The sequence below is a fragment of the Streptomyces sp. BBFR2 genome (genome assembly GCF_044497305.1).
Lineage (GTDB): Bacteria > Actinomycetota > Actinomycetes > Streptomycetales > Streptomycetaceae > Streptomyces.
Genome location: NZ_CP172415.1, coordinates 380,363 through 403,180, shown reverse-complemented (window position 1 = coordinate 403,180; position 22,818 = coordinate 380,363). Strand labels below are relative to the sequence as shown.

Sequence of the window (22,818 nt, the reverse complement as noted above, 5' to 3'; positions counted from 1 at the left end):
GGCCCCGGCCCGCCTCCCAGGGAGCACCCGTGGCCGTCACCGTCTCCTCCACCCGTCTGCTGGCCGGCCTCCTCGCCGGTGCGGGCGCCGCCCACTTCGCGCTGCCCCGCCCGTTCGACGCCCTCGTACCGCGCCGGCTGCCCGGCTCCGCCCGCACCTGGACGTACGCCTCCGGCGCCGCCGAACTCGCCGTCGCCGCGGCCGTGGCGCTGCCCCGCACCCGCCGCGCCGGCGCCCTGGCCGCCGCCGGCCTCTTCGTCGCCGTCCTGCCCGCCAACGTCAAGATGGCCCGCGACTGGCGACACCGCCCGGCCCCGCTGAGGGCCCTCGCCTACGGCCGCGTCCCCGCCCAACTCCCGCTCATCGGCCTGGCCCTGCACACCGCCCGGAAGGCCGGAGCACCTTCCGGCAGGTGACCGCCACCGGGCCCGCCGCCCCCGCGTTCATTGCCGTTTCCTTTCGGCCTCCGCAGACTCTGGCGGACGGCCGCCCGGCCGGTACATGATCGCGGGACGGACCGGCCCGCACCGCGAGCGGCGGCAGGCCACCACCACGGAACGGACGCAGGACCGAGCGGAGGACCATGCCGAGCGCGGAACACCCCGAACCCCTGACGAAGGGGACGACCGGCCGACGCCCGTCACCGGTGCGCCAACTGGCCGCCGCCTCCGTCGGCAACGCCGTCGAGTGGTACGACTGGTACACATATTCCTTCCTCGCCACCTACATCGCCGCGCAGATTTTCCCCAAGGACGCGGCGAATTCGCTGGTGCCGCTGCTCTCGACGTTCGCGGTCTTCGCGGTGGGGTTCTTCATGCGGCCCGTCGGCGGGCTGCTGATGGGCGCGGTCGCCGACCGGCGGGGGCGCCGCGCGGCGCTGACGGTGACCATTCTTCTGATGGGCGGGAGCAGCCTGCTGGTGGGGCTGACGCCGACGTACGACGCCGCCGGGGTTCTCGCGCCGGTCGTCCTCGTCCTGGCCCGGCTGCTGCAAGGGCTCTCGGTGGGCGGTGAGTTCGCCGCGTCGACCACGTTCCTCGTGGAGTCCGCCGGGCCCGGCCGGCGAGGGCTCTTCTCCAGCTTCCAGTACGTGTCGACGACCCTCGGGCAACTCGTCGCGTCCGGCGTCGCGGCGCTCCTCGTCGCGAACCTCGCGCCCGCCACCATGGGCAGTTGGGGCTGGCGGGTCCCGTTCGTGGTGGGCGCGCTCCTGAGCCTCGTGGGCTTCTGGGTCCGGCGCGGCTCGCACGAGACGCGCAGCGAGGAACAGGCGAAGGCGCCCCGCCCCGGCCTCTTCGAGGCGCTGCGCCGCCACCCGCGGGAGTCCCTGCTGATCTGCGGGATCACGGCGGGCGGCACGCTCGCGTACTACACGTGGACGTCGTACCTGCCGACGTACGCCGAACTCAACGCCGGGGTGACGAAGGCGGACGCGCTGCTGGCGGGCACCCTTTCGCTGATGTTCTTCGCCGTGCTCCAGCCCGTCGCGGGCATGGTGTCCGACCGCTTCGGGCGCAAGCCGTTGCTGCTGATGTTCGGGATCGGCTTCGCCGCGCTGTGCGTGCCGCTGCTGCGCGCGCTCGACGGCTCCTTCGTCACGCTGCTGCTCGTGCAGTGCGCGGGCATGATCCTGCTGAGCGGCTTCACGGCCATTTCGGCGGCCGTGAACGCGGAGACGTTCCCGGCACGGGTGCGCGCCGCGGGCATCGGCTTCCCCTACTCCCTCACCGTCGCCCTCTTCGGCGGTACGGCGCCCTACGTCGGCACCCTGTTCAAGGACCTGGGGCAGGCCGGCCTCTTCCCCGTGTACGTGGCCGCGCTGTGCCTGGTCTCCTCCGTCGTCTACCTCCGGCTGCCCGAGACGGCCCACCGCCCGCTGGACCGGTGAGGAGGCGGGACACCCGACCGGCCCGGGCGGCGCTTTCCGCCGGGTGCGCGAGCGCATCGCGGCCTTCGGTGTCGACCCGGACACTGTCACGGTCTCCGGGGAGCCCCCCGGGCGGGCCCGACGGGGGTGCGCCGATCGCCGCGCTCCGGTGATCCGTTCCGCCGCGCGGCGGCGAGTCTGCTGTCGCTGCCCCTAACGGTCCGAGGAAAGTGCTGGTCAGGTGAGGTCTGAGGGAGACCGGCCGCAGCGGCCCGGTCGCGGAAGCTGAAGCAGCCCAGGAGTACGGCATTCCGTACACACCCTTCGCCCGGCTCCACGAGACGGGCCCGGCACGGGAGTTCACCGCTGTGGGCGCGTGCGGCGGTCCGGCGGGGCCGTAGGGCGCAGCGCGTCGACGAGCAGGTCGAGGAGTCGGTCGACGTGCTGCGTGGTCTCCGTCGCCGTCGTCGACAGGAACACGCCCAGAAGCATCACCGTGACGTCCTCGGGGGCGACGTCAGCGCGCAGCGAGCCGGTCTCGGCGCCGCTGCGCAGCATCAGGGCGAGGGTCTCCGTGATGCGTTCCCGCGTCGCGGGCGTGGCGATGGTGCCCGACGCCCAGCCGGCGCGCAGCGTCTGCGACATGCCGCGCTTGATCCTGAAGAACGCCGCGTACCGGGTCATCCACGCGCGCAGGGCCGCCGCGGGCTCCAGTTCGTCGAGCAACTTCGGCGAGTCGGCGACGACTTCGTCGAGCTCCGCGGCGTAGAGCGCCTCCACGAGCGCCTCCCGGGTCGGGAAGTGCCGGTAGAGCGTGCCGATCCCGACACCGGCGGCGCGGGCGATCGCGTCGAGGCGGACGTGGTCCGGCGTCGTCGCGAAGGCGTCCCGGGCGGCGTCGAGGAGCCGCTCGCGGTTGCGCCGCGCGTCGGATCGGGCCGGACGGGCGGGTGTCCCCGCGGCGCGGCCGTCGGCCGTGGACTCGGTCCCAGGCAAAACGGAGAACCTCCGGTCAGTGTTATGTTCAGGTGAAACGGAGTTACTCCGTTTTGCCTATCCTCCCACGCCCCGCTGCGAAGGAGACAGCCCATGACCTCCCCCGTCAGGTCCGATCACGTCACGGCGTCCGGCGCGCCGCGACCCGGTGGAGCCGGGCGGCTCGCGCACCGGACCGTTTCCCGGGTCGGCTTCGGCGCGATGCAGCTTGAGCGCCTTCAGGGCGACCGCCCGGCGGCCGTCGCACTGCTGCGCCGCTGCATCGAGCTGGGTGTCGATCACATCGACACGGCGCAGTTCTACGGACACGGCTTCGTGAACGAGGTGATCCGTGAGGCCGTCCGGCCCGAGGACGACGTCCTGGTGGTCAGCAAGGTCGGCGCCGAGCCCGACCGCGAAGGTCCGCTTCCGCTCCGCCTCGCCCAGCGCCCCGAGCAACTGCGCGCCGCGGTCGAGGACAACCTGGCCACCCTGAAGGCCGAGCAGATCCCTCTGGTCAACCTCCGTCGTACGGACACGGGTCCCGGCCTGCGCGCCGAGGGGGACCAGCTCGTCCCCCTCGACGACCAGCTCGCCGAGCTGATCGCCCTGCGGGACGCGGGCAAGATCGGCGCGCTCGGTCTCAGCGGCGTCTCCGCGGACGTGCTGCGCCGCGCCCTGCCCGCGGGCATCGCCTGTGTGCAGAACGCGTACAGCCTGCTGAGCCGCGACGACGAGGACATGCTGGGCCTGTGCCGGGAGGAGGGGATCGCCTGGGTTCCGTACTTCCCGCTCGGCAGCGCCTTCGACGGAATGCCGAAGGTCACGGACGAGCCCGCCGTGATCGCCGCCGCACGGGAGTCGGGTGCGACCCCGGCCCAGATCGGCCTTGCCTGGCTGCTCCACCACGCGCCGAACGTGCTGCTGATTCCCGGCACGGCGGACCCCGCGCACCTGGAGGCGAACGTGGCGGCCGCGGACGTCACGCTCAGCCCGGCCACGCTCGCCGCCCTGGACGCCGTACCGCCACGCTCGGGAGGTATCGCGCTGCACCAGCACTCTCACGACAGGCCCTAGGCTCCGTCCTCAAGGATCGTGGCGGCGGCGCGGCGAACGCGGCCGGCTCCCCGCGGTCGCCTGGTGGTGGCGGGACCTCACCCGTTGAACGCCCCGAACCCGTGCTCCGGTGTCCTTCGTCGTCCACCCGGCGCTGCCGGAGACGGCGCGGCACCCGCCGGACGTACGGAGCCGATGCCGGAGCGCACGGCGGCCCCGCGGGCGCAGGGCGCGCCGCTTGAGGCGCACACACGGAGGCGCCGCCCCTCCCTGGGACGGGGAGGGGCGGCGCCGTGGTGCGGTCCGTCAGACGAGCCAGCCCACGAGGTGGACGACGCCGGCGAGCAGGCTGGTGAGGATGTTCATCTGAGTGTTTCTCCTTGTGCGTATGTGGGACCAACTCTCCGGTCCAGCAAGGGATGTCGACCGGAGGCGCTGTGACGGTCTGCAGCCCCTCACTCGCGCCCCGTAATCATCACCCGGCGCGAGATGTCCGGGTAACCACTTTCGGGATCGATCACGCCTTCTGGCGAACACTCGCTCCCGCGTTCGTGTGTTCCCTTTCCGTAGGGGCGCCGGCCTGCGCGCCGTCACCGTGTCCGTCCGCCCCGCGCCTGTCGGCCGGCCGCGGCGGACCGCCCAGCAGCCGCGTCAGATCGCGGACCGCCGCCCGCCCCGCGCGGTTCGCCCCGATGGTGCTCGCCGACGGCCCGTACCCCACCAGATGCACCCGCGGATCGCGCACCGCCCGCGTCCCCGCCAGGCGGATGCCGCCGCCCGCCTCCCGCAGCCGCAGCGGTGCGAGATGGCCGATCGCGGCGCGGAACCCCGTCGCGTACAGCAGCGTGTCGGCGGCGGTGGTCCGGCCGTCCGCCCAGACCACGCCGTCCTCGGTGATCCGCTCGAACATCGGCAGCCGGCGCAGCACACCGTCCTCGCGGGCCCGGCGCATCGCCTCCGTCATCGGCAGGCCCGTCACGCTCACCACACTGCGCGGCGGCAGCCCCTCGCGGACCCGGTCCGCCACCGCGGCGACCGCCGCCCGGCCCTCCGCCTCGCCGAACGGGCCGTCCCGGAAGACCGGCGGCCGCCGCGTCACCCAGACCGTGGCCGCCGCGCCCGGCGCGATCTCCAGCAACTGCTGCACCGCCGACGTCCCGCCGCCGATCACCACCACCCGCCGCCCCCGGAACGCCTCCGGCCCCGGATACCGCGAGCTGTGCAGTTGCCGTCCGCGGAAGAGTTCCTGGCCGGGCAGGCGCGGCAGGAACGGCCGGTCCCAGGTGCCCGTCGCGTTGATCAGCCCGCGCGCCGCGTACGTCCCCTCCGACGTCTCCACCAGCAGCCGCCCGCCGGGCCCCGGCCGCACCGCCACCACCTCCACCGGGCGGTGCGGACGCAGCCCGAAGCGCTCCTCGTAACGGGCGAAGTAGCCGCCGATCACCTCCGCCGACGGACGCGCCGGATCGGCGCCGGTCAGCTCCATGCCGGGCAGCGCGTGCATGCCGTGCACCTTCGCGTACGTCAGCGTGGGCCAGCGGAACTGCCAGGCGCCGCCGGGGTGCGGCGCGTGGTCGAGCAGCACCGTGTCGCGGTCGGGCGCATAGCCCGCCCGGCGCAGGTGGAAGGCGGCGGACAATCCTGCCTGACCCGCGCCGATCACCGCCACCTCGACCTCGCGCACCGCGCCCGGCCCACCGCTGTCGTCCATGCCCGCACCAACGGCCGGGGGCGGCCGGATCTTCCCGTACCGCCACCGGTGTGACGGAACGGATCCGGCCGCCCCCGGGGGAGCGACGGCTCAGCGCCCGCCCGCGACCAGCAGCGGCGCCCCGCCGGGTGCGGACGCCGGACGGCCGTTGGCCGCCGGGACGCCCTCCAGCGGCGAGGGGATCCGGGCGAGCAGTCCGCGCGCCGCCAGCTCCGGGCGGACGCCCTCGCCGAACCAGTACGCCTCCTCCAGATGCGGGTAGCCGGAGAGCACGAAGTGCTCGATGCCCAGCGCGTGGTACTCCTCGATCCGGTCGGCGACCTCCGCATGGCTGCCGACCAGCGCCGTTCCGGCGCCACCGCGGACCAGACCGACGCCGGCCCACAGGTTCGGCGCGATCTCCAGCTTGTCGCGGGAGCCGCCGTGCAGCGCCAGCATCCGCTGCTGGCCCACCGATTCGCTCTTGCCCAGGGCCTGCTGGGCGGCGGCCACGGTGTCCGGATCCAGATCCCCGAGCAGCCGGTCGGCGGTCGCCCACGCCTCCTTGGACGAATCACGGGAGATGGTGTGCAGCCGGATGCCGAAGCGGACCGTACGGCCCTCCTTCTCGGCCAGCCCCCGGATCCACTCGATCTTCTGCCGCACCTGCTCCGGCGGCTCACCCCAGGTCAGGTACACATCGACGTTCCGCGCGGCGACCGGACCCGCCGCCGCCGACGAACCGCCGAAGAAGATCTGCGGCAGCGGGTCCGGCGGCAGCGCCGTCAGCCCGCCCTCCACCTGGTAGTGCTCCCCGCGGAAGTCGAACGGCTGCCCGCTCCACACACCCCGTACGACCTGGAGGAACTCATCGGTTCGGGCGTAGCGCCGGTCGTGGTCGAGGTGGTCGCCGAAGCGCTTCTGCTCGGTGGAGTCGCCGCCGGTCACCACGTTCAGCAGCAGCCGCCCGCGCGAGAGCCGCTGGTACGTCGCGGCCATCTGCGCGGCCAGCACCGGCGAGATCACCCCGGGCCGGAACGCCACCAGGAACTTCAGCCGGTCGGTGACCTGCGTCAGCGCCGTCGTCGTCAGCCAGGCGTCCTCGCACCAGGTGCCGGTCGGCGTGAGCACCGCCTCGAAACCGAGCTGCTCGGCCGCCTTGGCGATCTGCGCCAGATACTCGATATCGGGCGCGCGCACCCCGCTGACCGGCGTGATCCGGTCACGCTTGATACCGCCGTCGGTGTAGGCGTGCCGGTCGACCAGGGTGCGCCCGTCGCCGCCGGTCGGCAGGAACCAGTGCAGATGTACGGACATGTCAGTGGGCCTTTCCGTAGGAGCGCGGCGCCGTACCCGAAGGCGGCAGATCGCGGTTGAAACGGGGGTCGACGAACTCCCCGAAGTCGAAGGAGCGGGGGATCAGCCCCGCGCGGGCGAAGGCGTCGACGATCCGCTGCTCGGAGGCGACGGCCGCCTTGTCCAGGGCGACCTGCACGGCCGTGCCCCGGGTGCGCCTGACCGCGTCCAGCGCCACCTTCCGCGGCATCCCGGTCTCCCGCGCCCACACCTTCGCCCAGGCGTCCGGGTGCGCGTACACCCAGTCCTGCGCCCGGCGCAGTCGCTCGACGTAGTCCTTCAGCGCCGCCGCCTTCTTCGCGTCGCCGAGTGCGGCGGGCGCGGCCACCTGGAAGCTCAGCCCGTTGACCACGCCCTGCCCGGTGGCGAGTACCCGCGCACCGGCCTGATCCAGCGCCTGCGAGGTGTACGGGTCCCAGATCGCCCAGGCGTCCACCTTGCCGCGGGTGAACGCGGCCAGCGCGTCGGCCGGCTGGAGGTAGTTCAGCGTGACGTCCTTCGGCGTGAGGCCGGCCTTCCGTAGCTGCGCGAGCAGTTGGTAGTGGGCCGAACTGCCCTGCGCCACCGCGATCGACGCGCCCTTGAGCTGCGTGGTCCGCGTCAGCGGCGAGTCCTTCCGCACCAGCAGCGCATCGCCCTCGGCACGGCTGTGCGCCCCGGCCACGACCTTGATCTTCGACTTGGCCGCCGCGGCGAACACCGGGGGAGTGTTGCCCACCCCGCCGATGTCCACGGCACCGGCGTTCACCGCCTCCAGCAGCGGCGGCCCGGACGTGAACGTCGACCACTTGATCTTGTACGTGAGGTCGTCCAGCTCTCCGGCGGCCCGCAGAATCGCCTCCGAACCCCCTTTCTGATCACCCACGTTGAGGGTCAGCGACCCCTTGCCGTCGACATCGCCGCCTGCCCCGCCCGCCGCGCCGTCCGCCCGCGACGCACCGCCGCAGGCGGCCAGCAACGCCGCGAGCGGCACCAGCAGGGCGGGCGCGGCCAGTCGCCGTACACGTGCTCTCATCCGTCCGTTCCGTTCTCTCGCCACCGTCATCGCTCCGCCCCGCCCGCCGCGACGGGCTCCTTCCCGGCGGCCACGGGCGCCGTGTCCCCGCCGCCGCGGGCCTGCTCCGCCACGCCGAGGCGGTCCAGCAACCGGGCGCGCAGCTCCGCGAACGCGGGATCGGCGGGCGTACGCGGCCGGGGCAGCGCCACCGGCGTCTCGTACGCGATCCGGCCGCCGTCCATCACCAGCGCCCGGTCCGCGAGCAGCAGCGCCTCGTCCACGTCATGGGTGACCAGCAACACCGCGCAGCCCCGCTGCCGCCACACGTCCGCGACCAGCCGCTGCGCCGTGATCCGGGTCAGCGCGTCCAGCGCGCCGAACGGCTCGTCGAGCAGCAGCAGATCCGGCTCCCGCACCAGCGCCCGCGCCAGCGAGGCGCGCTGCGCCTCACCGCCGGAGAGCGTCCGCGGCCAGGCGTCGGACCGGTGGCCGAGCCCGACCTCCGTCAACGCCCGCTCCGCCACGGCGCGTTCCGGACGTCCCTCCAGCCCCAGCAGCACATTGCGCCACACCTTCTTCCACGGCATCAGCCGCGGCGCCTGGAACGCCACCGCCTTACGGCGCGGCACCCACACCTCGCCGCCGATCTCCCGGTCGAGCCCCGCCAGCACCCGCAGCAGCGTGGACTTCCCGCATCCGCTGCGGCCCAGCAGCGCCACGAACTCGCCCGGCTCCAGCGTCAGTTCCAGCTCGTCGATGACCCGCCGTCCGCCGAACTCCCGCACCAGTCCCCGGGCGCGTACGGCCGCCGGATGCCCGTTCTCCCCTTTCCCGGGGCTCACTTTCCGGTGAATGTCGGTCGCCATTGCAGCAACAGCCTTTCCAGAGTGCGGACGAGGAAGTCGGCGAGCAGACCGAGAAGCGCGTACACCACCAGGCACACCACGATCACATCGGTGCGGAAGAACTCCCGGGCCTGATTCATCAGAAATCCGAGACCGTCATCGGCGTTCACCTGCTCACCGAAGACCAGCGCCAGCCAGGCGGTCGCCAGGGAATACCGCAGCCCGGTCATCGCGCCGGGCAACGCCCCCGGCAGCACCACATGCCGTACGAGCCCCCACCGCCCGAGCCCCAACGACGTTCCCGCCTCCACCAATTGCGCGTCCACGCCGCGGATTCCGGCGTACACATTCAGATACAGATGGAAGGCGACGCCCAACGCGATCAGTGCGATCTTCGGCGCCTCGCCGATACCCAGCCAGATGATGAAGAGCGGAATGACACCGACCCACGGAATGGACCGCAGCATCTGCACCGTGGCGTCGATCAGATCCTCCCCGAACCGCGAGAGCCCGGAAAGCAGCGCCAGCACGATTCCGGCGACCCCGCCGATCAGCAGTCCGACCGCGACCCGCTGCAACGACACCGCCATCGCCGACGGCAGCGTCCCGTCCGCCACGAGCCCCGCGGCGGTCCGTGCGATGGTGCCGGGCGAGGCGAGAACATCCTCCTGGAGCGCCCCCGTGGCACTGAGCACCTGCCACACGACCAGCAGCGTTACCGGTCCCACCGCCCGCCGCAGCCACCGCGGGACCCCGAGCCGCCGCGCGGACACCGCCACGACCGGCTCCAACTCGACCTGCCGTGCGGCGGGTTCCGCCCCTGCCGCCGCCTCCTTTCCGCTCCCGGGCGCACCGTTTCCACGGGGTGGCGCCGGTCCGGCGGCGGCCTGATCGAGGTCGAGACTCATCGAAAACTCCAGGGGAGGGGGAGGCGGGCGCCGATCCTGCGGAAAGGCCCGCCTGAGAAAAAAGGGGGGAAGCCGCTCTCCGCTGTCATCGGTGATCGCGGGAGAGCGATCCGTACGCGACGGTGAATTTCTGTACGCCGCACCGGCACTGCATTCCGGGCGTGAACTCCGAGCCGCAGGGCGAGAAATCCCGCGGCGTCGCGAACCGAGACGAGGCGAAGAAAGCAGAAAGGGGAGGAGCGGAGAAGGAATGCGGGTGGATTCTTGTGACGCTTTCCGGCGGTCAGTTCACGTACGGCGCCGACGGGGCGTCAGAAGGCGTAACCGGGGGCGAATCCGCCACCGCGGCAACACCGCATCGCACAGCCCCGCATGCCGCCGCGACGACACGCGGCAGAGGTCACTCGCAGCAGGTCGATGTGACCACGCGTCGTGAGCAAGGCTGGCGTCAACATGTCGCCGAACGTATCCGCGCTTTCCGGAACGGGTCAATCGTCGTCTCGGCAGATGGATATTTATTGCGGACACATTGCGGGATTTCCAGGTGTCGCCGGAGGCCTTCCGGGGAACACCGGCCCCCGGTCCGGGGCGCGCGGCGCTTCGCGCGCCGCCGGGAGGTGGTACGGGGACGGGTGCGGCGTGACCACCGCCCCGGGGCGAATTGTCGCTTTGTGTTAGTCTCAAATATTTGGACGGCCGTGACGGCCGGCGACCGCGTGCGCGTGGTTCGCCCCGTTCACCGGCGGACCTCACTCCTGCCGGGCCTTCCTCGGTATGTCCCTCTGCGGAAGGCTCTTCATGAACCACCCGGACCACCTCGGCGCTCCGACCGGCGACGGCCCCGCCCCGGCGGCGCCCCCGGCCACCTTCGCCGACCTGGAACTTCCGGCCGAGGTGCTGCGCACACTCACCGGACGCGGCGTACGCCGGCCGTTCCCGATCCAGGCGGCCACACTGCCCAGCGGCCTCGCGGGACGCGACGTCCTGGGACGCGGGCGCACGGGATCGGGCAAGACGCTCGCCTTCGGCCTGCCGCTGCTCGTCCGGACGGCGGGGCGGCGCGCGGAGCCGAAGCAGCCCCTCGCCCTGGTCCTGGTGCCCACCCGGGAGCTGGCCCAGCAGGTGACCGAGGCGCTCGCGCCGTACGCCGACGCGCTCCGCCTGCGGATGGCCACGGTCGTCGGCGGGATGTCGATCGGCCGGCAGGTCGCCGCGATGCGGGACGGCGCCGAGGTCGTCGTCGCCACGCCCGGCCGCCTGCACGACCTCATCGAGCGCCGGGCCTGCCGCCTGGGACGGGTGCGGATCACCGTCCTCGACGAGGCCGACCAGATGTGTGACATGGGCTTCCTGCCGCAGGTCACCGAGGTGCTCGACCAGGTGCGCCCCGACGGGCAGCGGATGCTGTTCTCGGCCACCTTGGACGGCGACGTCGACCGGCTGGTCCGCGACCACCTCCACGACCCGGTCGTCCACTCCGTCGACCCGTCCGCGGGCGCGGTCACGACGCTCGACCACCATGTGCTGGTCGTCCACGGTCCCGACCGCTATGCCGTCACCACGGAGATCGCCGCCCGCGACGGCCGCGTCCTGCTGTTCCTCGACACCAAGCACGCCGTCGACCAGCTCACCCGGCATCTGCGGGCCAGCGGGGTGCACGCCGCGGCCCTGCACAGCGGAAAGTCCCAGCCGCAGCGCACACGGACCCTCGCACAGTTCAAGAACGGCCAGGTCACCGTCCTGGTGGCGACCAATGTCGCCGCCCGTGGTCTGCACGTCGACGCCCTCGATCTCGTGGTGAACGTCGATCCGCCCACCGACCCCAAGGACTACGTCCACCGCGCGGGCCGCACCGCCCGGGCCGGTGAGTCCGGCAGCGTCGTCACGCTGGTGCTCCCGGGGCAGCGCCGGGAGACGATCCGGCTGATGACCGAGGCCGGTATCGAACCGGCGGTCACCAAGGTGCGCTCGGGCGAGGCGGAGCTGAGCCGGATCACCGGCGCCAAGACCCCCTCCGGCACCCCGCTCGACGGCGGGCCCGCCGCTCCCCGCCCCAAGAACACCAACGTGCCCTTCCGCGGCCTGGGCACCGGAAAGAGCGGCTCCCGCGGCGCCGGCGGCAAGTCGTCCCGTAAGGCGAACGAGGCCCGCAAGCTCGCCGAGGCCCGCAAGGCGGCCCGGGTCCGACGCGGCCACTGAGGGCGCTGCCTCCGGGGCCGCGGAATCCTGACGCTGTGTCCCCGTGAGGCTTGCGGCCCCGCCCTGTCCCGCGCCCACCGTCACGATGCGTGCGCGGGACAGGTGGCCGGAACCGTCGTCGGCGCTCTCCGCGTGGTCACGGCGGGCCCGCGAGATAACGGCGGGCCCGCGAGATAACGGCGGGCCCGCGAGATGACGGCGGGCCCGCGTCCTTCCGTAGCCGCCCGGCCGGTTGACGCTCTCCGGCCCGACACCGCCCGGACACCCGCAGGTTGACGCTCACCCGCAGAATCTCACTCGAAGTACAAGGTAAGGCCAAAGCTTTCGGTGAAAGCGGGAACCTGGCGCCCCTGCTGTACGTGTTCCTTCATGGGGATTGGCCGACCTTGTGGGGCGGACGGGGCGGCGGTCAACCGCCTTGCGGGGGACGGAGCTTCGGGGCGCTCGCCGGTGTGCCCCGGGGCTTCCGGGTGGTGTGGGGGATCACAGCCGGAAGACGGCGATTCGGGCAGTGTGCGATGACTGTGGCTGGATACGTCCTGTCGTGGCCCGCCTTCGTGAGTCACGCTCGATCTCGCCAACCGGCTATCAGAGCCTTTGTGGCGCTAAAAGCGATATACGGAATCTGTCTAGTTTTTTTGAGAAAGGCGGACCACGCAGTGCTGGTCAAGTTAGAGAGGCGGGACCGCGCGCGCGTCGAGCCGTTATTCGGGCCTTCGTACCCGAATCTGGCTTTTGTGCGTGCTGTCCTGCACGGGAAGATACCGGGCCGCGTCTGGGCGGATCCCGGTCAGGGCACCCCCGTGGCGTGCTTGATCGCCACCGCATCGCCCTTCTGCTTCGCGGCCGGAACGCTCTCCCCGGACTTCTTCCGTACCGCGTACGACCTGCTCCAGGGGGATGGAGCGGTCCAACTCATCCATCCGCCCGAGCCCGGCGCCGACGCGCGGGCGGTGGACGCCGGCTTCACACCGGCCCGGCGTCTGCAATGGGGGCAGCCGTCCTCGCCGAACTGGATCGCGCCCCCGGTGGAATTCCCGGACGGGTACGAACTCGCCGCTGTCGACGGTGCGACCTTCGACCGGCTCGACTCGCCGATGGCCCGCAGCATCTTCGGCTCCGCGGCCGACTACGCCGCGCACGGCATCGGGTTCGCCCTCCACCGCGACGGGCGGATCGCGGCGGACGCCCACGGCGTCATCGGCGGGGACCTGATCGAACTGGGCTTCCACACCCACCCGGACCACCGCGGCCGGGGACTGGCCACGGCGCTGGCGGCGCACGTCAGCCGCTGGGGTACGGAGAGGGGGCTGCGGTCCGTCATGACCTTCTCCGAGCACAAGCAGGCGAGCAAGGCGATAGCCCGCCGCCTCGGCCTGACCGAGGAATTCAGCTACCCGACGGTGGAGTTGCCGTGACGGACTCCCCGGCTCCCGAGGTCACCTTTTCCCCCGAGGCCGTCAGGGAGATCCACCAGCTCATCGGCCCGCACATCCGGCACACACCCCTGCTGCGCTCCAAGGCGCCCAGCTCGGCCGAGGTGTACCTCAAGTGCGAGAACCTCCAGGTCACCGACTCCTTCAAGGTCAGAGGGGCGCTGAGCGCGCTCCACGGCTACCGCAGGTTCCGGCCCGAGGTGTGGCGCCACATCCAAGACCACGGAGTGGTGACCTGCAGCTCGGGAAACTTCGCGCAGGGGCTCGCCCACGCCACCGCGGAACTGGGCCTCGAATACACCGTCGTGGTGCCGGAGTCCATCGCGGCCGCCAAGCGCCGGCAGATCTACCACTACAACCCCAAATCGCAGATCGTCGAGGTCCCGTACCCCACCTGGCGGCAGACGATGGTCAGCTCGCGCTACCCCGGGCACCCCGGCTTCTTCCTCTCCTCCGAGAGCAACGCCTACGCCTCGCTGGGTATCGCCACCATCGCGCGGGAGATCCTGGAGGACCAGCCGTCCATCGACGCGCTCCTGGTCCCGTACGGCGGCGGCAACCTCGTCTACAGCCTCGCCTCGTTCCTGCGCGAGGCCGGCAGCACCGTGCCGGTATACGCCGTGGAGGTCAGCACGGGCGCCCCTCTGACCGCGTCCCTGCGGGCGGGCCACCCCACGGATGTGCCGTACGAGCACAGTTTCGTCGACGGCATCGGCGCCAGCTTCGTCCTTCCCTTCCAGTTCCACCGGGTCAAGTCCATGCTGGCCGGGGTCTTCACCGTGACGCCGCAGGAGATCGGGGACGCGCTGTCGTCCCTGGCGTTCACCGACAAGATCGTCTGCGAGGGGGCGGGTGCGGCCGCGTACGCCGCCCTGCGGAAGTACGCCCCGGCGCACGGCTGGAGCCGGCCGTGCGCCATCGTCAGCGGCGGTGTGATCGATCCCGCCGTGCTGCTGCGCACCTTCACCACCTCCACGGAGCCGGGGCTCGCGCCCGCCGCGCCCCGGGAGGCGGCGGCCGCCCTCCCCGCGGGATAGCACCCAGGCCCCTGGGGCGACTCCCGCGGTTCCGGGCCCGGCGAACGGCCGGGTCCCGTCCGTCCGGACCGAGACGCAACTCTCCAGAAAGGCAAGGTTCGAAGAGATATGAGCCGTTCCCTTCCGACCGTCGTGCCGGTCAGCCCGGCCATCGGCGCGCGGGTCCTCGACGTCGATCTGTCGCAGGATCTCACCGACGAGGCGTGGCAGATCATCCACGACGCCTTCCACCGGTACAACGTGCTGGTTTTACCGGGCCAGGATCTCACCGTTGAGCAGCAGAAACGCTTCGCCGGCCGGTTCGGTGACCTGCTTGAGCACAGCCATCTGCTGAACATGACGCTGCCCGGCCACCCCGAGTGCATGGTGCTCCACAACAACGAGCAGAAGCCGCCGGGGCTCAACGACTGGCACACCGACAACAGCGGCTGGGCGGAGCCCCCGCTCGGCACCGTGCTGTACGCCAAAACGACCCCCGAGGTCGGCGGCGACACCCTGTACTCCAACATGTACCTCGCCTTCGAGACGCTCTCCGCGCCCGTGCAGGAGCTGGTGCTCCAGCTCACCGCGGTCCACGACGTACGCAAGGCGTTCGGTCCGGACTACGCCAACCTCCAGCGCTCGCTCCGGAAGCAGGGCATCGACCCGGACAAGCAGTTCGCCGACCACCCGCCCATGGACCACCCCCTGGTACGGACCCATCCGGTCACCGGGAAGAAGGCTCTCTACCTCTCCCACCCGTACGTGACGCGGATCAACGGGGTGACCGACGCCGAGAGCCGGGCGATCCTGGAACTCCTGTACCGGCACATCGAGACCAACGAGATCATCTACCGCCACCGCTGGGCCACCGGTGACCTCCTGGTCTGGGACAACCGCTGCACCCAGCACCTCGCGGTGGCCGATTACTTCCCGCACGAGCGGCTGATGCACCGCATGAACATCGCCGGGGAGAAGCCCTTCCTCACCATCTGACCCGCCGGCGGCGCCCCGGTGCCCCCCGTTCCGCGGAGACCACCGAGACTCCCGATGCCGGAGCCCGGTCGGACTCCGCAGCCACGGGGCGGCGCCGGGGCGCGCTGCCGGTCCGTGCGGCGCGGCGGCCAGGACCGTACGCGGCCCGGCCTCGGCGTGCCTGCCGCGCCGCGGTCGTCAGGCGGGAGACAGCAGGACCGGCAGCGCCGCCAGCCCCCTCACCAGGCGGGTTTTTCGCCAGGTGAGCTGCGCGTCCGGGACCGCGAGCCGGATGCCGGGGAACCGGGTGAGGAGCTTCCGGAGCGCGATGTCCGCCTCCGCCCCGGCGAGGGGCGCCCCGACGCACCGGTGGACGCCGTGCCCGAAGCCCAGATGACCGGCGGCGCTCCGGCCGAGATCCAGCTCGTCCGGCGCGGGCCAGCGCTCCGGATCGCGGTTGGCGGCACCGAGGGCGACCAGCACCGGCTCGCCCGCGGGGATGCGGACGCCGCCGAGCGTGACGGCTTCGGTGGTGAACCGGAACGTGGCGGTGCCGACGGGCGAGTCGTACCGGAGCAACTCATCCAGCGCCGCGGCGATCCCGTCGGGGGCGCGGCGCAGGTGGCGCAGGGCCGACGGGTTGCGGAGCAGGGCCAGGACGGCGTTGCCGAGGAAGTTCGCCGTCGTCTCGTGGCCGGCGACCAGCAGGAGTACGCCCAGGGAGACCAGCTCCTCCTCGGAGAGCCGGTCGTCCCCGTCGCGGGCCGAGACGAGGCGGTCGAGCAGTGCGTTCCCCGGCCGGGAGCGCTTGGCGGCGATCAGTTCCGTCATGTAGCCGGCCAGGGAGTGCGAGGCGGCGTCGATGACGGCGGGCGCCCCGGAGGCGAACAGCTCACCGGACCACCTGCGGACCTCCGCGCGGTCCGGCTCCGGAACCCCGAGCAGCTCGCAGATCACGATGACGGGGAGCGGCACCGCCAGCTCCGCGACGAGGTCGACCGGGCCTTCGGCGGGCCACCGGTCCAGCAGCGCGTCGGTGGTCCTGGCGATGAACGGCCGCAGCTCCTCCACCGCGCGCGTGGTGAACGAGCCCGTCACCAGCTTGCGCAGCCGGGTGTGGGCCGGCGGGTCGGTGGCCAGCATGCTCCGCGCGACGGCCGGGTGGAGGCGGCGCGGCGACTCCTTCCCCGCGAAGAACGCCGCGGTGTCCTTCGACAGCCGCGGATCGGCGAGAGCCTCCCGCGCCTCCTCGAAACCCGTCACCAGATAACTGCCGCGCCCACCCGGCCCGGCCGGCACCCGCCGCACCGGACACTCCGCGCGCAGCGCGGCGTACGCCGGATAGGGGTCCCGTAGCGAGGCCGGGTCCGTCATCGGATCATCACTCATGGCTCCAGGTTCCCAGCAGGCCGGGGCCGGCAGGAACGGAACGGAGAACCGGTGCGGCCGTCAAGACTTCTGACAAGGCGTGAGCGGGTCTGCCAGGGGCGGGCGAGCGGCGCCCCGGCGGCCGGATTCCTGAAGGCGGACGTGGTGCGGCTCCGTGTGGCCTGAATGGACCGGCCCCGGCGATCCGGCTGCGGCTGGCCGCCTTGCTGCGTGCCGCGCCGGACGAGGTGACGGATGCGGCCCGGTACGAGGGGAGGGCACGGCGCAGGCGGAAGGCCGGGGCAGCGGGCGGGTTCAGGGGGGTGTGAGGGTGTCGAGCCGGGCGGCGAGGTCGGGGTGGGCGGCGGCCAGGTGGGGACGGGCGGCGGTCAGGGGGGCGATGAGGTCGGCGGGGTCGTCGTGGGCGAGGGCCGCGTGGAGCTCACCGAGCGGGCGGCGGGCGGCCGGGGGAAGGTCGGTGAGAGCGGTGATCTGACCGGCGAGGCGGCGCAGGTCGGCGGCGTTGGCGCGGGCCCAGGTGGCGGTGGTGCGTTCGGCGGCCCGGGCCTGGCGGGTGGCCGTGACGCGTTGCTCGCCGGTGGTCCCGGCCGGGCCGGGACGGCCGCGCAGATAGCGGCGTTCGGCGGCCTGGCGGCTGGCGACGCCGAGGGGAGGGGCGAGATCCGCCCAACTGGCTCCCGCGTCCCGGGCCGTTTCGATCAGGCCGGTCTCCCATCCGGCGAGCCGCTCGCGCACCTGCCGCAGCAGCATCAGGGAGGCCAGCGCCTGTTCGGCGCCGGGGCCGGGCGTATTCGGGGTGTCCGGGGACTTCTGCTGGGCGTCGCGCAGGGCGTCGTCTATGGCGTCGAGGGCCGCCGCGGCGGCGAGGAATGAGGCCGGACTGTGGGCGTTCGTGCTGGTCGTGGGCGGTTGGTCGGCTGTGGTCACGGGCACCTCCTTCGTACTGTCGTCGCATGGATGACATCGCGTTTGTCATCCATCGGATGACATGTTACAACGGTCTCAGTGAGGCGCATTGGCAGCAACTGCCTGAACCCGCTGGAGGTGTTTTCACGATGTTGATGCGCACTGATCCCTTCCGTGAGCTGGACCGGCTGGCGCAGCAACTGATGGGCCCGGGCACCTGGTCCCGGCCGTCGGCGATGCCGATGGACGCCTACCGCGAGGGCGACGAGTATGTGGTGGCCTTCGACCTTCCGGGCGTCCCCGCGGACGCGATCGACATCGACGTCGAGCGGAACATGCTGACCGTCAAGGCCGAGCGGCGGCCGGCGGCGAAGGCCGACGACGTGCAGATGGAGCTGTCCGAGCGGCCGCTGGGCGTCTTCTCCCGCCAGATCGTGCTCGCCGACACCCTCGACACCGAGCACATCCAGGCCGACTACGACGCGGGCGTGCTCACCCTGCGCATCCCGATCGCCGAGCGCGCCAAGCCCCGCAAGATCTCCATCGGCGTCGGCTCCGGCCGCAAGGAGATCTCCGGCTGACACCGGCCGGACGGGTGCGGAGGGCGGGGCTCCTGATCTCCCCCTCACCCCCGCCTCCCGCACCCCGTGGGCGATCCGAAGAAGAAGGGGTGGCGGTCGAGATGACTCTGCGACGCGAAGCGTTCCTCGGTCATGTGAAGGAACGCGGTGAGTACGACACCGTGGAGGAAGCCGAGCGCGCGGCCCGTGTGGTGCTCGCCCTCCTCGGCGCACACCTGGTCGGCGAGGTCCGGGCCGAGCTGGCGGCGCGCCTGCCCGAGGCGTTCGCCCTGATTCTGCTCAACCCGCTGCAGAGCGCCGAGCCGCTGTCCCCGGAGCGGTTCGTCCGCGCGACCGCCGCGTGGATCGAGGGCGCCACCGAGCGGACCGCGGCCTGGGACGTCAGCGCCGTGCTGTCCACCGCCGCCGACGCCGCCGGCGAGGATCTGCTGAGCCAGATCCTGATCCAGCTCCCCGCCGGTTACGACCTGCTGTTCGGCCGCCCCCAGCCCGTCTGACCATCCCGCACGCCGGTGCCCGGACACCGGCCCCAGCAAGAAAGGCAACCACCCCAGTGATCTCCGACCGGCCCGCACCGCCCCGGCAGCCGTACGGAACGGCATACGAGCAGATGCTGGAGAAGGTCCGCTACGACGGCGCCTACCCCACCCGCGAGAAAGCCGACGGAGCCGTCCGTCTGGTTCTCGCCGGACTGGGGCGCCAACTGACCGGCGACGAACGCGTCGACCTGGCCGGCTGCCTGCCCTTCGAAGCCGCACGCGTGCTGACCGCGCAGATCCCCGACACCCGACCGCTGACCGGCTGGGCCTTCGTCAAAGACCTCGCCACCCGCACCGGCGCCACCCTGGCCACCACGCGCTGGGACACCGGCTCCGTCTTCTCCGCCGTCGCCGCCTACGCCGGCCCCGACCTGATCACCCGCATCCTCCGCCAGCTCCCCACCGGCTACGCCCTGCTGTTCGGCCGCGCCGAACTCACCCCGGCCGCGTAGCGGCGACGGGCGCGACGACCGCTGCGTCGCGGTCGTCGCGCCCTGGTCACGCCCGGTCTCGTGCCGGGATTCGGATTCCGGCCCGAGCGCCGTCGCGGACACGCACGGGGTGCGCCGGGCGCCGGGCGGAGCGACGGCCGCGGCCCGCCGCTCCGGTCGTCCGGGCCCGGCGCCCCCCCGGACACCGGGCCCTGCCGGGAGCGAGGGTCCGGGCCTATCCGAGATCGAAGGTGTTGGGCAGCCCCAGGCGGTAGCGCGCCTCGTCGACCCGCTTCAGGGGCTCCAGCTCCGGTGGCCGGTACAGCTCGTGGATGTGACACCGCTCGGCGCCCGAACCGTCCGCGTCCAGCAGCGCGTTGACGGCGCGCCGGGCGGATTCGTTGGCGCCTTCCATGGTCGCCAGGTCGACGTCGGTGCGGACGTAATCGCCCGCGAGGAAGAAGTTCGGGACCGCGGTTCTCGCCGACGGGCGGTGGCGGAGGGTGCCGGTGGGGTGGATGAGGAGCTGTTCGCGGTTGTGCGGGCGGGGGCCGCCGAGACCTGTCACGGCCGGGTCCATGAACCAGCCGAGGCGGTCCTCGTCCCTGAGCGTGGTCTTGCCGGAGTCGTTCAGCCCGTCCTTCAGTTGGGCCCACAGTTCGGCGACGATCTCGTCCTTGGTGCACTCGCGGGCCGTCTTGCCGTACAGGATGCCGGGCTTGTCCCACTCGGAGATGATCGTGGACAGGCATTCGCGGGCCCGGCCGTCCCCGTAGTCCCGGGCGAAGTCCCGGCCGTCCCAGAACTGTGCCTGGCCGATCGCGGTGACCGCCCAGGGGGAGTCGAGGCAGTTGATGTGTCCGCGGACGACGGGGGTGGGGGTGCGGAGGTAGAACATCACGCCGGTCATCCAGTCCGTCTTCAGCGCGTCGCACCGCCCGAGCTGCGGGTCGGCGGCGCGCAGGGCCGGGCCCCAGGTGGCGCGGGCGTGCTCGACGGGGAGGGCGGACACGTAATGGTCGGCGGTGACGGTGCGCGGGCGGCCGCCGTCGCGCGGCGCCACCCGTACGCCGGTGACCCGGCCGCCGTCGTACAGCACCTCCCGGACCTCGGTGCCCAGGGCGAACTCGACGCCCAGGGAGCGCAGATGGGTCTCCCAGGGGTCGATCCACGCCTCGCTGGTCGGGGCGTTCAGGACCCGGTCGATGTCCGCGCCGTCGTCCATGCCGCGGCCGAGCAGGCCCCACAGGAGGAGCGCTTCGATGATGACGCGGCCGACGGTGCGGGTGGAGGCGATCTCGGCGCGGGTGGCGACGAGGTTGCGGGTCTGGCCGATGCCGAGGAGCACCTGGTACTCGCGGCTCATCTCGCCGGCCCGGATGAAGTTCCACCAGGTGACGTCCTCCCACTGGCCCTCGCGGCGGGCGTCGCAACTGGTCAGGTGGACCAGGAGGCGGCCCGCGAAGTAGGCGGCCTCGTGGGCGGGCAGGTGGGTGGCGAGGTCCAGCACGGAGAGGATCTGATCGCGCAGCCAGGACGGGGTGAGGTCGCCGAGGGCGGGCGGTGTGGTGATCCGGCGCAGCGGGAAGTGCAGGTCCGGGCGGCCCGCGCCGCGGGCGAACAGCGCCTCCGTGCCGCTGCGGAGATTGTCGTGGACGCCGTTGGCGTTGCCGGGGAAGGGGATGCGGCGCAGGGTGTCCGGCAGGTTCCGGTAGAAGCCGGGGAAGAAGCGGAAGCCGTGTTCGCCGGGGAGCGGTTCGCGGCCGCCGGCCGCGGTCCCGGGGACGTCCATCGAGCGGGCCTTGCCGCCGAGGGTGTCGTAGTACTCGTAGACCGTGACGGCGTAGCCGCGTTCGGCGAGTTCGTGGGCGGCGCTGAGGCCGGAGACCCCGCCGCCGAGGACGGCGACGCGCTTGCCGGCGGGGGCGGCGGCCGCGCTGCCGGCGGCTCCCGCGGTGCCGACCGCCGCTCCGCCGACGAGGGTGGCGACGGCTCCTCCGGTCGCCGCCAGGAAGCGTCTGCGGCTGTGTCCGTCGCGTCCCTCGGACTGCTGCGCGTGCGCGTGTTCCGTTGTCATGGGTACCGGAGCGTAGAGAGGGCGTCCGGGGGCCGGAAGGCTTACCCGTCGTCACTCACAGTATTCTCACAAATACGGGGAGAGAGCGGCTTGGGGGCGTTCGCGCAAGGGCGGTGGTTCGGCCATCGGGTCCTGTCCGGGGGCCGGTCGGCGAGGGTGGTGGCCGGTCCCCGGGGTGGTGCTGCGCGCGCGTGGCGGCGTCGCGGTTCCCCGCCGCGCAGGCGGTCGGCCGGTTGGCGAAGCCGGCGTCGTCACGGCTGCCGGTGGTCTCGGTGAGCAGCGTGCGGGCGGCGGTCCGGTCGCCCTCGCGGTGGTGGCCGAGCAGGGTGGTCACCTCCCGGGGAGGGGACTGGAGCGGACAGCGCACGGCCAGGCAGTCCCACGGGTGGGTGCGGGTGGGCCATGGGGGCCGTTCTTCCGGGCCGGGCCGGTGGGTTGCCGGGCGGGGGCCGCCGCCCGTCCCGGATCAGTGCGGGCTGCCGGGCATGTCGTAGGCGTCGGCGATCAGCTCGGTGGAGCGCAGCCTGGCCCGGACGGAGTGGCCGACGCTGCCGATCATGAGCTCGTCGGCGCCGGAGTCCCGCTGGACCTGGTTGAGGTGGGCGGTGACCTGCTCGGGGGTGCCGTGCGGGACGTGGTCCAGCCAGCTTTCGACGGCCTGGCGTTCCTGGGCGTCGTAGGTGTAGGCGTCCACTTCCTCGGGGGACGGCAGCAGGTAGGACTTGCGCTGGAACATGCGGAGCATGGCGTGCGCGAGGGTGCCGGCCTGCCGGCGGGCCTCCCGTGCGTCCTCGGCTGCCGCGACGGTGAAGCTGACCAGCGCGTACGGCTCGGCCAGGGCCTCGGACGGCGTGAACCGCTCGCGGTACAGCCGCAGGGCGGCCACCACATCGCGCGGGTTGAAGTGCGCGGCGAAGGCGAACGGCAGGCCGAGCCGGGCGGCGAGCTGCGCCGAGTAGCCGGAGGAGCCGAGCAGCCACACCGGCAGGCGGCCGGCGGGCGGGGTGAGGCCGTTGTGCCGGTCCTGGGCGGGGCCCGGGACGGCGTAGACGCGGTCGGCGTAGGGGTGGTCGGCCGGGAAGTCGTCGCCGAGGAAGTGCAGCAGTTCGGCGACCTGCTGGGGGAAGTCCTCGGCGCCGCTCGCGCCGCGGCGCAGGGCGGCGGCCGTGGCGTGGTCGGTGCCGGGGGCGCGGCCCAGGCCCAGGTCGATGCGGCCGGGGGCGAGGGCGCCCAGCATGCCGAACTGTTCGGCGACGGCCAGCGGCGGGTGGTTGGGCAGCATGATTCCGCCCGCGCCGAGCCGCAGCCTGCTGGTCTCCGCGGTGAGCCGGGCGAGCAGGACGGGCGGGCTGGAGGTGGAGACGCCGGGCATGGCGTGGTGCTCGTTCATCCAGTAGCGGGTGAAGCCGCGCCGGTCGGCGAGGCGGGCGAGTGCGATGCTGCCGGCCAGCGACTCTGCGGCGGTCCGGCCGGTGCCGGTCATGGCGGAGTCCAGTACGGACAGTGGGGCGGGGGCGGAGCCGTGGCGGGTGCCGCGGATGGGGTCGGTCATGGTCGTGCGGTCCTTCGTCCTTC

20 protein-coding genes are annotated in these 22,818 nt (G+C 72.7%); 10 read left to right on the top strand and 10 right to left on the bottom strand.

The window, feature by feature from the left end:
- Nucleotides 1–29 precede the first annotated feature (29 nt).
- Both ACGH2B_RS01455 and ACGH2B_RS01450 read left to right on the top strand, forming a co-directional pair.
- Nucleotides 30–416, top strand: coding sequence for a hypothetical protein (locus tag ACGH2B_RS01455; RefSeq protein ID WP_399082753.1), 387 nt, complete (start codon nt 30–32; stop codon nt 414–416).
- Nucleotides 417–583: 167 nt separating this feature from the next.
- Nucleotides 584–1,888 (top strand): MFS transporter, encoded by a 1,305-nt coding sequence (locus ACGH2B_RS01450; protein WP_399082750.1) that lies wholly within the window; start codon nt 584–586, stop codon nt 1,886–1,888.
- A gap of 339 nt (nt 1,889–2,227) precedes the next feature.
- Here ACGH2B_RS01450 and ACGH2B_RS01445 read toward each other — a convergent pair whose 3' ends face one another.
- Nucleotides 2,228–2,863, bottom strand: coding sequence for a TetR/AcrR family transcriptional regulator (locus tag ACGH2B_RS01445; RefSeq protein ID WP_399082747.1), 636 nt, complete (start codon nt 2,861–2,863; stop codon nt 2,228–2,230).
- Nucleotides 2,864–2,956: 93 nt separating this feature from the next.
- On the opposite strand from ACGH2B_RS01445, the gene ACGH2B_RS01440 reads away from it, so the two are divergent.
- On the top strand, nt 2,957–3,919 hold the full coding sequence (locus ACGH2B_RS01440; RefSeq protein WP_399082744.1) for an aldo/keto reductase: 963 nt from the start codon (nt 2,957–2,959) through the stop codon (nt 3,917–3,919).
- Between the two features lie 496 nt (nt 3,920–4,415).
- Here the strand turns inward: ACGH2B_RS01440 and ACGH2B_RS01435 are convergent, their stop codons facing one another.
- The 5 genes from ACGH2B_RS01435 to ACGH2B_RS01415 all read right to left on the bottom strand — a co-directional run bounded on the left by ACGH2B_RS01435 (nt 4,416) and on the right by ACGH2B_RS01415 (nt 9,694).
- Complete coding sequence (locus ACGH2B_RS01435) at nt 4,416–5,609, bottom strand: NAD(P)-binding domain-containing protein (protein ID WP_399082741.1); 1,194 nt, start codon at nt 5,607–5,609, stop codon at nt 4,416–4,418.
- Between the two features lie 90 nt (nt 5,610–5,699).
- Nucleotides 5,700–6,905, bottom strand: coding sequence for an LLM class flavin-dependent oxidoreductase (locus tag ACGH2B_RS01430; RefSeq protein ID WP_399082738.1), 1,206 nt, complete (start codon nt 6,903–6,905; stop codon nt 5,700–5,702).
- Between the two features lies 1 nt (nt 6,906).
- Nucleotides 6,907–7,959, bottom strand: a complete 1,053-nt coding sequence (locus ACGH2B_RS01425) for an ABC transporter substrate-binding protein (protein WP_399082735.1) — start codon at nt 7,957–7,959, stop codon at nt 6,907–6,909.
- 26 nt (nt 7,960–7,985) lie between these two features.
- Nucleotides 7,986–8,807 carry an ABC transporter ATP-binding protein gene (locus ACGH2B_RS01420; RefSeq protein WP_399082731.1) on the bottom strand — a complete coding sequence of 274 codons (822 nt, stop codon included), beginning with the start codon at nt 8,805–8,807 and terminating at the stop codon, nt 7,986–7,988.
- Complete coding sequence (locus ACGH2B_RS01415) at nt 8,780–9,694, bottom strand: ABC transporter permease (RefSeq protein WP_399082728.1); 915 nt, start codon at nt 9,692–9,694, stop codon at nt 8,780–8,782. Before ACGH2B_RS01415 ends, ACGH2B_RS01420 begins: the two co-directional genes overlap by 28 nt.
- A gap of 798 nt (nt 9,695–10,492) precedes the next feature.
- Here ACGH2B_RS01415 and ACGH2B_RS01410 point away from each other — a divergent pair.
- The 4 genes from ACGH2B_RS01410 (at nt 10,493) to ACGH2B_RS01395 (ending at nt 15,341) form a co-directional block, all read left to right on the top strand.
- Complete coding sequence (locus tag ACGH2B_RS01410) at nt 10,493–11,893, top strand: DEAD/DEAH box helicase (RefSeq protein ID WP_399082725.1); 1,401 nt, start codon at nt 10,493–10,495, stop codon at nt 11,891–11,893.
- Nucleotides 11,894–12,705: 812 nt separating this feature from the next.
- Nucleotides 12,706–13,311 (top strand): GNAT family N-acetyltransferase, encoded by a 606-nt coding sequence (locus ACGH2B_RS01405; protein ID WP_399082722.1) that lies wholly within the window; start codon nt 12,706–12,708, stop codon nt 13,309–13,311.
- Nucleotides 13,308–14,366 carry a pyridoxal-phosphate dependent enzyme gene (locus tag ACGH2B_RS01400; protein WP_399082719.1) on the top strand — a complete coding sequence of 353 codons (1,059 nt, stop codon included), beginning with the start codon at nt 13,308–13,310 and terminating at the stop codon, nt 14,364–14,366. The genes ACGH2B_RS01405 and ACGH2B_RS01400 overlap by 4 nt, the downstream gene beginning before the upstream one ends.
- 108 nt (nt 14,367–14,474) lie before the next feature.
- A complete protein-coding gene (locus ACGH2B_RS01395) occupies nt 14,475–15,341 on the top strand; it encodes a TauD/TfdA dioxygenase family protein (RefSeq protein ID WP_399082717.1) in 867 nt (288 codons plus the stop codon).
- A 177-nt stretch (nt 15,342–15,518) separates the two neighbouring features.
- Here the strand turns inward: ACGH2B_RS01395 and ACGH2B_RS01390 are convergent, their stop codons facing one another.
- Together ACGH2B_RS01390 and ACGH2B_RS01385 are read right to left on the bottom strand one after the other, a co-directional pair.
- Nucleotides 15,519–16,709, bottom strand: coding sequence for a cytochrome P450 (locus ACGH2B_RS01390; protein WP_399082714.1), 1,191 nt, complete (start codon nt 16,707–16,709; stop codon nt 15,519–15,521).
- Nucleotides 16,710–17,003: 294 nt separating this feature from the next.
- A complete protein-coding gene (locus ACGH2B_RS01385) occupies nt 17,004–17,636 on the bottom strand; it encodes a type III effector protein (RefSeq protein ID WP_399082711.1) in 633 nt (210 codons plus the stop codon).
- Between the two features lie 128 nt (nt 17,637–17,764).
- Here ACGH2B_RS01385 and ACGH2B_RS01380 point away from each other — a divergent pair, with 128 nt between their 5' ends.
- From ACGH2B_RS01380 to ACGH2B_RS01370, 3 genes are all read left to right on the top strand, one after another.
- Complete coding sequence (locus ACGH2B_RS01380; RefSeq protein WP_399082708.1) at nt 17,765–18,196, top strand: Hsp20/alpha crystallin family protein; 432 nt, start codon at nt 17,765–17,767, stop codon at nt 18,194–18,196.
- A 101-nt stretch (nt 18,197–18,297) separates the two neighbouring features.
- A complete protein-coding gene (locus ACGH2B_RS01375) occupies nt 18,298–18,693 on the top strand; it encodes a DUF2267 domain-containing protein (RefSeq protein WP_399082705.1) in 396 nt (131 codons plus the stop codon).
- 56 nt (nt 18,694–18,749) lie between these two features.
- On the top strand, nt 18,750–19,187 hold the full coding sequence (locus tag ACGH2B_RS01370; RefSeq protein WP_399082703.1) for a DUF2267 domain-containing protein: 438 nt from the start codon (nt 18,750–18,752) through the stop codon (nt 19,185–19,187).
- Nucleotides 19,188–19,401: 214 nt separating this feature from the next.
- Here the strand turns inward: ACGH2B_RS01370 and ACGH2B_RS01365 are convergent, their stop codons facing one another.
- Complete coding sequence (locus ACGH2B_RS01365; RefSeq protein ID WP_399082700.1) at nt 19,402–21,243, bottom strand: FAD-dependent oxidoreductase; 1,842 nt, start codon at nt 21,241–21,243, stop codon at nt 19,402–19,404.
- Nucleotides 21,244–21,709: 466 nt separating this feature from the next.
- Complete coding sequence (locus ACGH2B_RS01360; protein ID WP_399082697.1) at nt 21,710–22,795, bottom strand: LLM class flavin-dependent oxidoreductase; 1,086 nt, start codon at nt 22,793–22,795, stop codon at nt 21,710–21,712.
- Nucleotides 22,796–22,818 lie beyond the last annotated feature (23 nt).

Bases quoted from the DNA above. Each gene is read 5' to 3' on its own strand.
- ACGH2B_RS01435 (WP_399082741.1), bottom strand. From the start codon at position 5,609: ATGGACGACAGCGGTGGGCCGGGCGCGGTGCGCGAGGTCGAGGTGGCG.
- ACGH2B_RS01440 (WP_399082744.1), top strand. From the start codon at position 2,957: ATGACCTCCCCCGTCAGGTCCGATCACGTCACGGCGTCCGGCGCGCCG.
- ACGH2B_RS01365 (WP_399082700.1), bottom strand. From the start codon at position 21,243: ATGACAACGGAACACGCGCACGCGCAGCAGTCCGAGGGACGCGACGGA.
- ACGH2B_RS01395 (WP_399082717.1), top strand. From the start codon at position 14,475: ATGAGCCGTTCCCTTCCGACCGTCGTGCCGGTCAGCCCGGCCATCGGC.
- ACGH2B_RS01450 (WP_399082750.1), top strand. From the start codon at position 584: ATGCCGAGCGCGGAACACCCCGAACCCCTGACGAAGGGGACGACCGGC.
- ACGH2B_RS01420 (WP_399082731.1), bottom strand. From the start codon at position 8,807: ATGGCGACCGACATTCACCGGAAAGTGAGCCCCGGGAAAGGGGAGAAC.
- ACGH2B_RS01390 (WP_399082714.1), bottom strand. From the start codon at position 16,709: ATGAGTGATGATCCGATGACGGACCCGGCCTCGCTACGGGACCCCTAT.
- ACGH2B_RS01430 (WP_399082738.1), bottom strand. From the start codon at position 6,905: ATGTCCGTACATCTGCACTGGTTCCTGCCGACCGGCGGCGACGGGCGC.
- ACGH2B_RS01415 (WP_399082728.1), bottom strand. From the start codon at position 9,694: ATGAGTCTCGACCTCGATCAGGCCGCCGCCGGACCGGCGCCACCCCGT.
- ACGH2B_RS01410 (WP_399082725.1), top strand. From the start codon at position 10,493: ATGAACCACCCGGACCACCTCGGCGCTCCGACCGGCGACGGCCCCGCC.
- ACGH2B_RS01380 (WP_399082708.1), top strand. From the start codon at position 17,765: ATGTTGATGCGCACTGATCCCTTCCGTGAGCTGGACCGGCTGGCGCAG.
- ACGH2B_RS01375 (WP_399082705.1), top strand. From the start codon at position 18,298: ATGACTCTGCGACGCGAAGCGTTCCTCGGTCATGTGAAGGAACGCGGT.
- ACGH2B_RS01360 (WP_399082697.1), bottom strand. From the start codon at position 22,795: ATGACCGACCCCATCCGCGGCACCCGCCACGGCTCCGCCCCCGCCCCA.
- ACGH2B_RS01425 (WP_399082735.1), bottom strand. From the start codon at position 7,959: ATGAGAGCACGTGTACGGCGACTGGCCGCGCCCGCCCTGCTGGTGCCG.